General features: G+C 68.7%; 10 protein-coding genes. 5 read left to right on the top strand and 5 right to left on the bottom strand.

All coding sequences use genetic code 11. The features are described from left to right. Window positions 1-4 precede the first annotated feature (4 nt). From CSEG_RS03850 to CSEG_RS03835, 4 genes are all read right to left on the bottom strand, one after another. The gene (locus CSEG_RS03850; RefSeq protein ID WP_013077946.1) at window positions 5-988 is read right to left on the bottom strand and encodes a DegT/DnrJ/EryC1/StrS family aminotransferase; all 984 of its coding nucleotides are present in this window, start codon (window positions 986-988) and stop codon (window positions 5-7) included. 119 nt (window positions 989-1,107) lie between these two features. Then, a complete protein-coding gene (locus tag CSEG_RS03845; protein ID WP_013077945.1) occupies window positions 1,108-2,658 on the bottom strand; it encodes a class I adenylate-forming enzyme family protein in 1,551 nt (516 codons plus the stop codon). Window positions 2,659-2,792: 134 nt separating this feature from the next. After that, on the bottom strand, window positions 2,793-4,871 hold the full coding sequence (locus CSEG_RS03840) for a 3-hydroxyacyl-CoA dehydrogenase NAD-binding domain-containing protein (protein WP_013077944.1): 2,079 nt from the start codon (window positions 4,869-4,871) through the stop codon (window positions 2,793-2,795). Window positions 4,872-5,423: 552 nt separating this feature from the next. Next, the gene (locus tag CSEG_RS03835; RefSeq protein WP_041538171.1) at window positions 5,424-6,650 is read right to left on the bottom strand and encodes a serine hydrolase domain-containing protein; all 1,227 of its coding nucleotides are present in this window, start codon (window positions 6,648-6,650) and stop codon (window positions 5,424-5,426) included. A 120-nt stretch (window positions 6,651-6,770) separates the two neighbouring features. Here CSEG_RS03835 and CSEG_RS03830 point away from each other — a divergent pair, with 120 nt between their 5' ends. The 4 genes from CSEG_RS03830 (at window position 6,771) to CSEG_RS03815 (ending at window position 12,149) form a co-directional block, all read left to right on the top strand. Next, window positions 6,771-8,687 carry a PAS domain-containing hybrid sensor histidine kinase/response regulator gene (locus CSEG_RS03830; RefSeq protein WP_013077942.1) on the top strand — a complete coding sequence of 639 codons (1,917 nt, stop codon included), beginning with the start codon at window positions 6,771-6,773 and terminating at the stop codon, window positions 8,685-8,687. A gap of 485 nt (window positions 8,688-9,172) precedes the next feature. Beyond that, a complete protein-coding gene (locus CSEG_RS03825; protein ID WP_157038966.1) occupies window positions 9,173-9,421 on the top strand; it encodes a hypothetical protein in 249 nt (82 codons plus the stop codon). Between the two features lie 248 nt (window positions 9,422-9,669). After that, window positions 9,670-10,905, top strand: a complete 1,236-nt coding sequence (locus CSEG_RS03820; protein WP_041538170.1) for a TetR/AcrR family transcriptional regulator — start codon at window positions 9,670-9,672, stop codon at window positions 10,903-10,905. A 128-nt stretch (window positions 10,906-11,033) separates the two neighbouring features. Further along, complete coding sequence (locus tag CSEG_RS03815) at window positions 11,034-12,149, top strand: hypothetical protein (protein WP_013077939.1); 1,116 nt, start codon at window positions 11,034-11,036, stop codon at window positions 12,147-12,149. A gap of 143 nt (window positions 12,150-12,292) precedes the next feature. Here the strand turns inward: CSEG_RS03815 and CSEG_RS03810 are convergent, their stop codons facing one another. Beyond that, window positions 12,293-12,973, bottom strand: coding sequence for an FABP family protein (locus tag CSEG_RS03810; protein WP_013077938.1), 681 nt, complete (start codon window positions 12,971-12,973; stop codon window positions 12,293-12,295). A 234-nt stretch (window positions 12,974-13,207) separates the two neighbouring features. Between CSEG_RS03810 and CSEG_RS03805 the strand changes: the two genes are divergently transcribed. Further along, on the top strand, window positions 13,208-14,707 hold the full coding sequence (locus tag CSEG_RS03805; RefSeq protein WP_407642852.1) for an efflux transporter outer membrane subunit: 1,500 nt from the start codon (window positions 13,208-13,210) through the stop codon (window positions 14,705-14,707). The last annotated feature ends 2 nt before the right edge of the window (window positions 14,708-14,709 follow it).

The following is a 14,709-nucleotide window of genomic DNA, read 5'->3' as shown; positions in this document are numbered from 1 at the left end:
GACTCTAGGCCAGCGCTTCCCGCAAGGCGTCGCACAGGCGGTCCAGGCCCTCGATGTCGAGGCCGGGATCCAGCTGGATCACCACGGTCGAGGCGGCGATGTGGTCGGCGATCGGCGTGTCGTCGGCCTTCACGGTGAGATCCCGCACGGCGCAGCTGGCGGCCACGCCCGCCTGGCGCAGCTTCCAGGCCACGGTCCCAGCGTCGTCGCTGGGCAGGGTCAGGGCGCAGGTCGGCGAAATCCAGCTCATGCCCCAGCCCGGCTGGAAGCTGACGCCGCTGTCCAGCAGCAGCACCCGCAGCTGCTGGGCGGTGGCGCAGAGGCGGTGGCGCAGGCGGGACCAGGCGACCACGCCGTCGTCGCCGACGAAGGGCCGAGCCTCGATGGCGTTGACGGGGCTGGCGTCCTCGCAGGCCACAAACACCCCTTCACCGCTGGGCAGGCCGATCAGCACCGGCACGGGGGCCTCGATCATCACGTCGAAGGCGCCGAACGCATCGACCAGGATCGGCAGGCCGGTCTCGTCGCGGAAGGCGGCCCAGGCCCGCATGTCCGGCGCGCGTCCGTGGGCGGCGGCGGGGACGATGGCGGCCAGCGGCCCCGGCGCGTGGGGCAGCCGTTCGCGCAGGTGACGCGGGTCGAACATGGCGCTGAACGGATCGACGTCGACCAGCCAGGGCTTCAGCCCCAACGCGGCGACGCCCGCCAGGGTCTCGAGGTCGGCGAGCGCCGAGACGACGCAGACACCGCCGGGACGCACGCCCAGCGCCTTGAGGGTCGCGGCCACGGTCGTGGTGCGGTCGGTGAACGCGCGGGCGCGGACGGGACGCGCGAAGCGGCCGGCCAGGCGCTGTTCGAGATCCGACGCGTAGCCGCGCTCGCCCAGGGCCTTGGCGACGACGTCGAAATCCACCGGCTCGAGACCGATCGAGGCGGGCTCGAGAACGGGCGTGGACAGCGTCGAGGCGGCGAACGGCGTGGGCATCATGGCGTGAACTTGGATCCGCTAAGAACCAGGCGACCCCATGGGGCCGCGCCTTATGGTTAAGCAAACGTATCCAGCGATTCCGCCGCCCCTAATGCGGCGCGCCGTCGCGGCAAAATTGTCTAGGTAGTGGGCGATTTTTGCCAGGTTTCGCGCAGTTCGCGCTTCAGCACCTTGCCGATATGGCTGCGCGGCAGGGCGTCGACGAAACGAACCTCCGCCAGCCTTTGCGTCTTGCCGACCTTGTCGTTGACGAAGGCGCGGATGGCCTCCGGATCGGCCTGCCCGCGCGCCGCCACGAAGGCCACCGGCGTCTCGCCCCAGGCGTCCGAGGGCACGCCGACCACCGCCGCCTCGACCACCGCCGGATGCGTCGCCAGCACCGCCTCCAGGTCGGACGGATAGATGTTGAAGCCGCCGCTGATGATCATGTCCTTCTTGCGATCCATCAGGGTCAGGAAGCCGTCCTCGTCGAAGCGGCCGACATCGCCGGTGCGGATGAAGGAGAGGCCTTCCGGCGAGGTCCAGGTCGCCTCGGCCGTCTTGTCGGCCCGGCCGTGATAGCCGTTCATCATCGAGGCCGAGCGGCCGACGATCTCGCCGACCACGCCGGGGCCGACCTCTCGGCCATCCTCATCGATCAGGCGGATGTCGTGGCCCGGCGCCGGACGCCCCACGGTGTGCAGCTTGTCCGGATGCTCGTGGGCCATCAGGATGCAGGTTCCGCCGCCCTCGGTCATGCCGAAATACTCCACGAGCCCACCTCGCCAGCGGCGCAGCACTTCGCCCTTCAGCTCGGCCGAGAACGGCGCGCTGGTGCAGAACTTCATCCGCGTCGATGACAGGTCGTAGCGGTCGAAGTCGGGGTGCTCCATCAGGCGGCGGTACTGGACGGGCACCAGCATGGTGTGGGTGACGCGATGCGTCTGGGCCAGCTCCAGATAGCGGACGACGTCGAACTTCTTCATCAGCACCACGGTCCCGCCGCCCGCCAGGGTCGGGAAGAAGCAGACCAGCGTGGTGTTGGAATAGAGCGGCGTCGACAAGAGGCTGACCGGCGCGTGGGCATAGCCGATCGTGTCGCCGACGAAGATGTGCTTCCAGCGCATGCCGTGCGACTGGACGATGCCCTTGGGCGTGCCGGTCGTGCCGCTGGAATAGATGATGTTGAACGGATGCTTCGGCCCGATCTCGACCGGCGCCGGCGTCGCGCCCTCGGGGGCCAGCCAGGCGTCGAAGGCCTCTCCAACTGCAGAGCCGTCCAGCGCGATCTGGCGCGCGGGGACCGGCGCGGGCTTCTGGGCTTCGGCGACCCCGGCGTCGAGGAAGAAGAGCCTGGCCCCACAGTCGGCGACCATGCCGGCGATCGCCCCGGGCGTCGACGACGGCGCGATCGGCGCGACCGCCACGCCGGCCCGCAGGGCGCCGAGGAACAGCGCCGCGTAGGGGATCGAGGACAGGGCGCAGACGGCGACGGCCTCGCCGGGCTGGATCCCGTCGCGCTGCAGCGCGGCGGCGACACGGTCGGCCAGGGCGTCGAACTGGGCGTAGGTGACGGCCTCGCCGGTCTCCATGACGACGGCGAGGCGCTCGGGGGTCTCCCGCGCCCGCTCACGCAGGATGTCGCCGATGGTCCCGTAGTCGGCGGCGATCATGGCGGCGAGGGTGGACATTCTAAGAACTCCTCCCTTCCCCTTGGATGGGGAAGGGCTGGGGATGGGGTGACACCGTTAGACGTGGGGGCGCGGCTTCTGCCGCCGCGATCACCCCACCCCTACCCCTCCCCATCTAGGGGAGGGGAATCCAACTAAGCGTCCTTGAAGCCCTTGCCCTCGGCCACTAGCCGCTCCAGCAGGGCCGACGGCTTGAAGTCGTCGCCGTACTGGGCCTGGAATTCCTTCATCTTGGCCAGGATCTTGTCGAGGCCGACGAGCTCGCCCCAGAACATCGGGCCGCCGCGATAGACCGGCCAGCCGTAGCCGTTGATCCAGACAATATCGATGTCCGAGGCGCGGATGGCCTTGCCCTCTTCCAGGATCTTCGCGCCCTCGTTGACCATCGGATAGAGGCAGCGCTCCAGGATCTCCTGGTCGGTGATCGTCCGGCGCTGGATCTGGCGCTTCTCGGCGAAGTCGCGGATCACCTGCTCGACGACCGGCGAGGGGCTGGCGTTGCGGTTCTCGTCGTAGTCGTAGAAGCCCTTGCCGTTCTTCTGGCCGCGGCGGTCCATCTCGCACAGCACCTCGCGCACGGTCGAGGAACTGGTCTTGGACGCGTCCCAGCCGATGTCGAGGCCGGCCAGGTCGCTCATCGCGAACGGCCCCATCGGCAGGCCAAAGTCGTACAGCACCCGGTCGACGTCCCAGGGCATGGCGCCTTCCAGGATCAGCTTCTGGGCCTCACGCTGGCGCTGGGCCAGCATGCGGTTGCCGACGAAGCCGTAGCAGACGCCCACCAGCACCGCGACCTTGCCGATGGTCTTCGACAGCTTCATGCAGGTGGCGATGACCTCCTTCGAGGTCTTGTCGCCCCGCACCAGTTCCAGCAGGCGCATGACGTTGGCCGGCGAGAAGAAGTGGGTGCCGATCACGCTTTCCGGACGGCTGGTCACCGCCGCGATCTCGTTGACGTCCAGGTACGAGGTGTTGGTCGCCAGGATCGCGCCGGGCTTGGCGATCTTGTCCAGCTTGGCGAAGACCTCCTTCTTGATCTCCATCAGCTCGAACACGGCCTCGATGATCATGTCGCAGTCGGCCAACGCCTCCATCTCCATGGAGGGCGTCAGCAGGCCCATGCGCTTTTCGACGTCGTCCTGGGTCAGGCGGCCCTTCTTGGCGGTGTTCTCGTAGTTCTTGCGGATGACGCCGACGCCGCGCTCAAGGTTCTCCTGTTTGGCCTCGATGATCGTCACCGGGATGCCGGCGTTGAGGAAGTTCATGGCGATGCCGCCGCCCATGGTGCCGGCGCCGATGACGCCGACCTTCTTGACCGGGATCGTCGGGGTGTCGTCCGGCACGTCCGGGATCTTGGCGGCCTGGCGCTCGGCGAAGAACACATAGCGCTGGGCGGCCGACTGGCTGCCGGTCATCAGCTCCATGAACAGGCGGCGCTCTTCCTTCAGCCCCTCGTCGAAGGGCAGGTTCACCGCCGCCTCGACACACTTGATGTTGTTCTCGGGGGCCATGAAGCCGCGGAACTTCTTGGCGTTGGCCGCTCGGAAGCTCTCGAAGATCTCGGGCTTGCCGCGCGCGGCCTCGACCTTGTCGTTCAGCTCGCGGACCTTCTTCAGCGGGCGGTTCTCGGCCACGACCTTGCGGGCGAAGGCGATGGCGCCGGCGCGCAGGCTCCCCTCCTCGACCAGCTCGTCGAACAGGCCCATGGCGTGGGCGGCCTTGGCCGGGACGTGCTGGCCGCTGGTCACCATCTCCAGCGCCTTCTCGACGCCGACGATGCGCGGCAGGCGCTGGGTGCCGCCGGCGCCGGGCAGCAGGCCGATATTGACCTCGGGCAGACCCGCCTTGGCCGAGGGGACGGCGACGCGATAGTGCGCGACCAGCGCCACCTCGAGGCCGCCGCCCAGGGCGGTGCCATGGATCGCCGCGACCACGGGCTTGGGCGAATTCTCGATGACGCCTTGCACGTCCTGCAGGGAGGGGCCGGTCATGGCCTTGCCGAACTCGGTGATGTCGGCGCCGGCGATGAAGGTCTTGCCGTCGCAGATCAGCACGATCGCCTTGACCGCCGGGTCGGCGATGGCGGCGTCGAAGGCGCCCTTCAGCCCCTCGCGGACCACGGCCGACAGCGCGTTGACCGGCGGCGAGTTCAGCGTGACGACGCCGACGTCGCCTTCCACGGAGAAATCAGTGACGGCGTTGATCGCGGCCATGCGGCTTCCACCCTTGCTCTGTTGATTTATCGGCTTGAACAACCGTTTGAGAAACCCTGCACGCTCCGGCGAAGATGTCCAGACCGCCGTAACGGCGCCCATTTTGAAGGCGCCCGCCGTTGACGGACGGCGATGACATACTACAAATTCGAACGATAGTTTCAGTCGTGGTCATGCGGGGCGCCGACGCGTCGATCGCCGCCTTCTAGCGATTGTATTTCCGCGATAATGACCAGGGCTGTTCAGGGCGTTCGCGGTGAGACACGGGCTTTGGACGCGCCTTGCACGCGTCCCAACGTTTCGAAGCCCATGATCCGCGAGCGCGGCGCGCGTCCCCCCGGCGCGCCCGACTTCGGTAAGCCCTACTCGGCGCGGGAGCCCCCCTCCCGCGCCGGATTTTTAGAGGGAAAGGAGCGCCCCCTCCGTCTCGTCGCCCTTGGCGCCGATCCACCTCCCCCGTTGCACGGGGGAGGATGAACATCCTCCTCACCCGCATCGCGGGGGAGGTGGCGCGCGGCGGAGCCGCGTGACGGAGGGGGCGCTTCCTTACGTCTACCCCGCCGCTTCCGTCAGGCTGGAATAGACCAGCGTCCGCAGCTCGCGACGGATCGGGTAGGCGCTGGAGGGCATCAGCTGGGTCATGAACACCACCGCCAGGTCCTCGACGGGGTCGATCCAGAAGGCGGTCGAGGCCATGCCGCCCCAGAAGTACTCGCCCAGCGAGCCCAGGTTCTTGGTGCGCGCCTGATTGACCGTCATGGCGAAGCCGAGACCGAAACCGAGCCCCTCGAACACCGCCTCGCTGAACAGCGACTTGGACAGCTGGGTCAGCTCCTGGCCGCCCGGCAGGTGGTTCATGGTCATCAGCTTGATGGTCTTGGGGCTGAGCAGCCGCGCGCCGTCCAGCTCGCCGCCGTTCAGCAGCATCCGGCAGAAGCGCATGTAGTCGTCGGCCGTGGAGACCAGGCCGCCGCCGCCGGACTTCAGCGACGGGTCGGACAGGAAGCGGCTCTTTTCCGGGTCGTCCTGCAGCACGACCTTGCCCGACGGCGTCAGGGCGTAGCAGGCGGTGAAGCGGGCGCGCTGGCCCTCCGGCACGAAGAAGCCGGTGTCGCCCATCTTCAGCGGGTCGAAGATGCGGCTCTTCAGGAAGGCGTCGAACGGCTGGCCCGAGATCGCCTCGACCAGATAGCCCAGCACGTCGGTGGCGACGGAGTAGTTCCAGGACTCGCCCGGCGAGAACTCCAGCGGCACGGTTCCCAGCGCGTCGACGAAGGCCTGCAGGCCGCCCTCGCTGTCCACGCCGTCCAGCTTCAGCTTGCGATAGGCCGCGTCGACATTGGTGCGCTGCTGGAAGCCGTAGGTCAGGCCGGCGGTGTGGCGCAGCAGGTCGATCATCCGCATCGGCTCGGTGGTCGGCTTGGTCAGGAAGGCGCCCGGCACGCCGCCGTTGAACACGCCCAAGTCACGCCAGGCCGGGATGAAGCGGTGCACCGGATCGTCCAGCGCCACCAGGCCGTCCTCGACCAGCATCATAAAGGCGACGCTGGTGATCGGCTTGGTCATCGAATAGATGCGGAACAGGCTGTCGGCCTTCAGCGCCTTGCCGCGCTCGACATCCGCATGACCCAGCACCGAGGTGTAGGCCAGCTGCCCGCGCCGCCAGACCTGGGTCAGGGCGCACGGTAGTTTTCCGCTGTCGATATATTTGGACTGGATGAAGCGATCGATGCGCTGCAAGCGCTCGGACGACATTCCGACGGCTTCTGGCGTGCTCAAGATTTTCTCCCCTGCTGCGATGTCTTTCTTGGCGCCGCGACTGAAGGCGAGCGCGACATTGCGTCGCAACCCAAACTTTACCCACATGGGCGCATCCTGATTGAAGACGAGGGAATCAGGATGGGCAAGCACTTGGACTCCGGGGCTGCCTCCAGAATCGAAGCCGCGGCGGCCGACTGGTTCTTCCAGAACAGCCTCGACATGTTCGTCGTGCTGCACGGACGCACGATCGCCCGCGTCAATCCGGCCTGGACCCAATCGACCGGCTGGAGCCCCGAGGACTCGCTGGGCCGGCACCTGCACGACTTCTTCCATCTGCACGACACGCCGATCATCCAGGACATCGGCCGCATCCTCGAGGCCCGCGGCCAGGCCACCGGCGAGCACCGGCTGGCGCGCAAGGGCGGCGGCTGGCTGTGGGTGCGCTCGCAGTCCAAGGTGCTGGAGGGCGGCGACCTCCTGATCGTGCTGCAGGATCGCACCGAGGAGCGCGCCCGCAACATCGCCCGCCAGCAGGCCGAGCGCTCCAACGAGCTGCTGCGCACCGCCACGGGCATCTTCGTGTGGCGCTTCAATCCGCGGAAGGGGATCTACGTCTTCGACCAGGACATCCCCACGCCCAGCCAGCCCGAAGGCGGCGCGCGGACCATGACCGTCTCGGAGATGACCCAGTCGATCCATCCCGAAGACCGTGACCGCGCCTGGGAGGCCCTGTCGCACACCCTGCGCACCGGCGAGCATGTCGAGATCGACTACCGCTATCTGGATCCGCCCACCGGGCTTTGGGCGCACATCCACTCGGCCTGGCGCGGCGTGCGTGGCGCCAGCCCCGCCGCCTGGGACGTGATCGGCATCAGCCAGAACGTCACCGAGCTGGTCGAGGCCCGCGACGCGGCCCTGGCCGCCGCCGACGCCAAGAGCCAGTTCCTGGCCAATATGAGCCACGAGATCCGCACGCCGATGAACGGCGTGCTGGGCGTGCTGCACCTGTTGAAGAAGGAGCGGCTTTCCGCCGACGGGCGTCGCCTGCTGAACGAAGCGCTGGACTGCGGCGAGATGCTGTCTCAGCTGCTCAACGACATCATCGACGTGTCGCGGATCGAGGCGGGCAAGCTGGACCTGGCGGCCGAGCCGACCGAGCCGGCGGAGCTGCTGCGGGGCGTCGCGGAGATGCTGCGCCCGCAGGCCGAGGCCAAGGGTCTTTCCCTGCGCGTCGAGACTGCGGGGGACCTCGGCTGGGCCATCACCGATCCGCTGCGCCTGCGCCAGGCCCTGTTCAACCTGCTGGGCAACGCGGTGAAGTTCACCCTGGCGGGCGGCGTCGTCGCGCGGCTGACGGGCCGGCGCGAGGGCGATCGGCTGCGCCTGCGCTACGAGATCGCGGACACCGGCGTCGGCATCGCGCCCGAGGCCGCCGCGAAGCTGTTCGAGCGGTTCCGGCAGGGCGACGGCTCGACGACCCGGCGCTTCGGCGGCTCGGGCCTGGGCCTGGCCATCTGCCGGCGCCTGGCCGAACTGATGGGCGGCGACGTCGGCTTCGAGAGCGTCCTGGGCAAGGGCTCGACCTTCTGGATCGAGATCGAGGCCGAGGTCGGCGCTCCACCGGTCGAGACCCACGAAGACGACGACACGCCGCTGTTCGCGGGCCTGCGGGTGCTGCTGGTCGAGGACAACGCGACCAACCGTCTGATCGCCGGCCGGATGCTGGAGGCGCTGGGGGCCCAGGTCAGCCTCGCCGAGGACGGCGTCCAGGGCGTGGCCATGGCCCGCGAGGGCTTCGACCTGATCCTGATGGACATCCAGATGCCCGGCATGGACGGGGTCGAGGCCACCCAGCGCATCCGCGCCCTGCCCGCCCCGATCGGAACCGCGCCGATCCTGGCCATGACCGCCAACGCCATGGCCCACCAGCAGGCGGCCTACGTCGCGGCCGGCATGGACGGCGCGATCGCCAAGCCCCTGTCGCCCACCGCCCTGGCCCGCGCCATCATCCAGGTGCTGACCAGCGATCGGACTGGGACGCTTAAGGCATCGTAGGCGGCGCGCCGCAGGCCCGGTTGTGGCGGCGATCTGAAGGGGCGCTTGCGACCCTAGTCGGACGGCGACAGGGTCTACTTGTCGGATCGAGTGTTCCCGCCTTCGGGTCACTGTATGGAGATGGTGATCCTAGTCGCGGTTCTAGTCGACGTGCTCGCCATAGCTGTGTCCGCAGAAGCTTTTCGGCATCGGCTAGCCAGCTTCAGGCTGTCTCAGGCAACTCAGCCCGAATATCCGCTGATGCGGCCCCGATCGCCACCGAACGAGTATCCGTTTTCATCATCACGGGCGTCGCTCACGTTTGGCCTGTTGGTCATATGGACCGGCGAACATCGTGAGTATGCAGATCGACGGCTGACCCGCTATGCGTGGATATCGCGTTTGAGCATGCTGGGACTGCCTGCCATCATTCTGCTCTGGGCGGTGACGAGCTGACCGCTCCCCACCCCCTTCCCAGACCTTGCCGCACCCCCTAGCGTAGCTGAATGAACTCGGCGCCCGACTATCCATTGCTGCGTCGCCTCCTTGGGGAGGGTGAATTGTCCGTCCAGGTGAAACAGAGCCTGGTTCACGCTTTGAACGACCCGGGCACTACCGAATGGCGGGCCGCCGGCAACACGCTTCAGATCGACGTCTACAAGGTTGATGGGCGTGTCGAGCTGTTTGATTTGCTAGAAGGTCCAGACGCTCCCGCGCAAACTATCTCGATCGAGGACCTGAAAGCGGCCTTCTAGAAAGTCCGAAAACCACCCATTGCCGACCATCGGCCTGTCAGCCTCCGGCGCCGACAGGTTCGCACGACACGCCCAACGACCGGCGCCGTCCAGGTATCGCCACCCCCTGCAACATTCCTGACAAACCCTGGCGCTAGGGAGTCCAGATTGTCCCTCCACGGAGGGGATGGCCTTTCGGGCCGGACTTCGGGCGCCTAGATAGGCGGGACGTCCGATCGCGCCGGCCGGTGGGCCCGCGTGTTTTTGGGGTGAGTTCGATGGACGATGGTCGGATCGGCGGAGCGGCGACGGCGCGCTACGCCCGCAAGAAGGAGACGATCCTGGCCGCGGCCACGGCGATCCTGAACCGGCAGGGCGTGCGCGGCATGACCCTGGCCGACGTCGCCGCCCAGGTGGGGCTGAACACCACCAGCGTCACCTACTACTACCGCAAGAAGGACGACCTGGCCGCCGCCTGCTTCATGCGCGGGCTGGAGCGGTTCGAGGCCATGGTCGAGGAGGCCGCCGCCCAAGCCTCGCCCGCCGACCGCATCGTCAAGTTCCTGGATCTCTATCTCGAGCTGCACCGCAATGTGCGCCTGGGCCAGGCCACGCCCCTGACCAGCTTCGCCGAGGTCAAGGCGCTGAAGGAGCCCCTGCGCGGCTCGGTGGTCGAGGCGTTCAACAACCTGTTCCGCCGCGTGCGCGGCTTCTTCGACGACCCGTCCCTGGCCCACCTGGACAAGCGCCAGCGCAACGCCCGCGCCCACCTGCTGATGGAGCAGGTGTTCTGGTCGGGCCGGTGGCTGCGCCGCTACGACGTCGAGGACTATGGCCGGGTCCGCGACCGGATGGGCGACATCCTGCTGAACGGCCTGCCGGCCGCCGGCCGGAACTGGGCGCCGCAAGCCCTGCCCGACCCGACCCCGACGTCTCTCGACGGCCTGGAGTGGCGCGAGACCTTCCTGGTGGCCGCCACCCGCCTGATCAACCAGCGCGGCTATCGCGGGGCCTCGGTCGAGGAGATCTCGGCGGCGCTGAACGTGACCAAGGGCTCGTTCTACCACCACCACGACGACAAGGACGCCCTGGTCGCCGAGTGCTTCGAGCGCACCTTCACCGTCACCCGCCGCTCGCAGCTGGACGCGCGCGACCTCGACGCCGACTGCTGGACCCAGTTGGTTTCGACCGCCGCCGGCTTGACCAGCTACCAGCTGTCGGAGCACGGGCCGCTGCTGCGCGCCTCCTCGCTGGGCGCCCTGCCCGAACCCCTGCGCGGCGACATGGCCGACGGCTACATGCGCGGCTGGCAGCGGTTCGCCTCGATCATCTCCGACGGGATCGCCGACGGCTCGATCCGCCCGATCGATCCCAGCATCGCCGCCCACATGATCAACTCGATGCTGAACGCGGCCGCGTCCCTGCCGATCTGGGTCCCCGGCCTCGAGCGGGACGAGGCCGCCGAGCTCTTCGCCCGGCCGCTGCTGACGGGGGTGCTGGGGTAGTTCCCTTCTCCCTTCGCGGAAGAGGGAGCCTCAACCTTGCAAAGTGTTGCGACACATTAACCATAAGCTGGGTCGCGCCGTCGTCGCCTGCTACCCTCAAGGCACTGATTCGTTTCGAGTCTCGCCGCATGACGACGATCAATCCGTATTCGTCGAGCTACGCGCCCGGCCTGACCGCCGGCCAGACGGCGACGCAGCGCGCCAACCAGGCCGCCGGCTATGGCCAGACCCGTGACCAGAGCCCGACCATCAACACTCCGGCGGTCAACGTCACCCTCTCGCCCGCCGCCCAGGCGGCGCTGAAGGCCCAGACCGACTCTCGCACGATCGAGGGCGTGGTCGCCGAGGCCAAGGCCCAGATCGCCACGCTGCTGAAGGCGGCCAAGACCACCAGCGCGCTGAAGGACGGCGATCCGACGATCGACGTCTCGGCCCTGGACCGCCGCACCCTCTACGCCGTGGCCAGCAACCAGGGCGGCGGCTTCCCGATCGAGCAGCAGGTCGTGGCCTCCCTGACCCTGAAGGCCCAGAGCGACCAGGCCCTGGCCGCTCCCGCCGCCCAGGCGCGGCTGACCGGCGACTACGCCACCCTCTACCAGACCGCCCTCGACCAGATGGACGCCGCCGGACCCGAGGAGAAGGCGTCGGCCGCCTGGAGCCGCGACCGCGCCGCCCTGGTCGAGGCCCGCGGCCAGGCCATCGCGCGCCCCGGCCTCGCGCCCATGGGCGTCCAGAACGACACCGTCGCGGCCTATATGCACGAGGCGGGCGGCGTCGTGGCCGGCGCCAAGACCCGCGACTTCGGCAAGGTCGCCACCGACGTCCGCGCCGCGCTGGACAAGCAGTATTCGCTGGCCGTGCATCCCGACGCGGCCAAGAGCCCCGACCGCGGCGACATCGACTTCCGCCGCTTCGACGACCGCTCGCTGGCGGCCGTGGCCCTGAACCAGGGCGACCAGTTCTCGGCCCACGAAGCCCACATGGCCCAGATCGAGATCCGCTCGCGCGACAGCGCCGCGATCAAGGCCAGCTACCAGTCGACCAGCGAGGACGCCGGCGGCTTCGGCAAGGCGATGATCACCCGCTACGCCGGCATGACGACCGAGGAGCGCCAGGCCTCCGGCTGGACCCCGGCCGCCTACGCCAAGATGGTCGAACTACAGGCCTCGCGCGACAAGCTGGGCGAGATATTCAACGCCGATGGGTCCATGGCGGGACCGCCGACGCTGTTGGATTACTTGTAGGCTTCCGGCCTCCCTCTCCCAGAGGGAGAGGGGTAGGGGTGAGGGGTTACGGACTTCGACTATCCTGGTGAGGGCTTACCCCCTCACCCTCCCACCGCTTCGTGGCGGGCCCCGCCCTCTCCCCATGGGAGAGGGTCTCTAAATCACCCCAGCGTCAGGAACCCATGCGCCTGGACCAGGCTCTCGCCGGCCGCGATGCGGGCGCTGGGATTGGGTTTGGGCTCGCCGACCTTGACCAGGGTGTTGCGGTCGATGTGGCGGAACGGCTCGTCGCGCCCCCGGACCTGCAGCATGGTGGTGGAGACGTAGGACCAGCCGCCGTCGGCGTCGAAGCGGACGTCCAGCTGGTAGGAGTCCGTGCGGAACGCCCACTCCAGGAAGTCGGTCGAGCAGATGCCGTAGCCGGGTCCGCCGCGCTCGGCGCGCACCGACAGGCCCGAGCCGTCGGGATTGGCCTGGCCCTTGGCCAGCGCCACCTGGCCGCGCGGGATCGCCAGGGTCTGCATGATCAGGCCCGTGGCGGGCTCCCACAGCCAGTAGCCGATCTGGTCGTGGAAGGTCGTGTCCTCGTCCGAGGCGACGATGTGGATATGGTAGCGCAGGCCGTACAGCAGCTGCGGCCCGTTGGCCTGCGGGTCGATCGGATGCAACTCGATCCGCTCCAGGAACTCCCGGCGCTCGGCCCCCTCGGCCTTGGGGTTCACGTCGACGCCCTTGCGCCCCTCCCAGACCCCGGCCAGCCGCGTCAGCGGCCCCAGGTTGGCAAGGGTGTCCGGATCAACGTCTTCCGGTTCAGTGAAAATGTCGGCTGGGAACTCGCTCATGCGTCCTTGGGTCTATCACATCCCCGCCAAGGTCAAGCTTGGCGACGGGCGAAGGGCTGGCTTTCGTCCGGCGACGCCTGGGTTGCGTATAGGACACTGTTCATGGCGAACCTGAAATCGTCGCAACACAAGCTTCGCCGACACGTTGCAGGGTGGGTTTCGTATCGGGCGGGGAAGTTTTAAGTGGGAAAACATCGGTCGCCGCCTCACGCCCAGGCGCCGCAACAATCGGATCTGATCTTCATGCGTCTCGCCATGACCGGCCTCGCCGGGCGCTCTGGCTCCTTTCTTGGCGCGCGCTGCGCGGTGCTGGCCGTGACGGCGGCGGCGCTGAGCGGCTGCGTGACCCCCGCGCCCAAGATCGACGCGCGACTGCCCACCGCCTATGAAGCGCCCGCCGGAACGTCCCTTCCGGCCGAGGCGCTGGACCAGTGGTGGACCCGCTTCGACGACCCGGTCTTGAACGATCTGGTCACGACGGCCCTGGCCCAGGCGCCCGACGCGCGCCTGGCCGCCGCGCGGCTGGAGGAAGCCCGCGCCGTGCGCCAGGGCCAGATCCGCCAGCTCTATATTCCGTCGACGCCGCTGACCGGCTCGGCCCAGCGCACCGACACCGACATCATAGACCAGAGCGGTACGGGCGGCTTCACCCAGGGCGGCGTCAGCAAGACCTATTCGGCCAATTTCGACGTCTCGTGGGAGCTGGACCTGATCGGCCGCCGCCGCGCCGCTCGCCGCGTCGTCGACAACGATCTGGCCGCCGCCCGCTTCTCTTACGAAGGCGCCCGCGCGGCCCTGGCCGCCAATGTCGCCCAGTCCTATTTCGAGGCGCGCGGCTACGCCGTGCAGCTGGAGGACGCCCGCCAGAACGCCCGCATCGCCCAAGGCCTCTACGATGTCGCCGCCGAAAAGGGCCGCCGGGGCCTGTCGGCCACCTCCGAGGGGGAGCGCACCGCCGCCGACCTCGCCCAGGCGCAAGCGCAAGTCGCCCAGCTGGAAGCCCAGCTGCAGACCGCGCGCCGCAGCCTGCTGATCCTGGTCGGCAAGGGCGTCGATCCGCTGGCGACCCTGCCGATCACGCCGGTGCTGGCCAAGACCCCGCCGATTCCCGCCGCCGCGCCGGGCGAACTGCTGGCCCGCCGCCCCGACGTGCGCGAGGCCGCCGCGCGCCTGGCCTCGGCCTCGGGCAATCTGAACGTCAACGAGCTGGCGCTCTTCCCGACCCTGACCCTGACGCCGGGCGTGGGCCTGTCGAAGTCGGTCAGCCCCAGCTTCCTGCAGCAAGGCGCCAGCACCTCGACCACCAGCTCGGCCTGGACGATCGGCGCCAACCTGTCGATCCCGGTGCTCGACATCCCCAAGCTGCTGTCGGACATCAAGGCCCAGGGCGCGCGCGTCGAGCAGGCCGCGATCACCTACGAACAGACCGTCCAGCAGGCGTTCGGCGAGGCCGAGAACGCGCTGGTCCAGCTCGACGCCGACCAGCGGCGCGTGGCGCTGCTTGAGGCCGGCGAGCGCCGCGCCGCCGTCGCCTACGAGGCCAGCCGCAAGGGCTACGCCGCCGGCCTGACCGACCTGACCACGGCCCTGCAGGCCGAACAGTCCTGGCGCGGCGCCCGCACGGCGCTGACCGGGGCCCAGACCCAGGCGCTGCAACGCGCCGTCCAGACCTACAAGGCGCTCGGCGGCGGATGGTCGCCGCAGAGCCTTCCCCAAAAGCCTTCCGCGCAATGAGA

Source organism: Caulobacter segnis ATCC 21756, from assembly GCF_000092285.1.
Classification (GTDB): Bacteria; Pseudomonadota; Alphaproteobacteria; order Caulobacterales; family Caulobacteraceae; genus Caulobacter; species Caulobacter segnis.
This window is presented reverse-complemented; position numbering and strand designations above follow the sequence as displayed.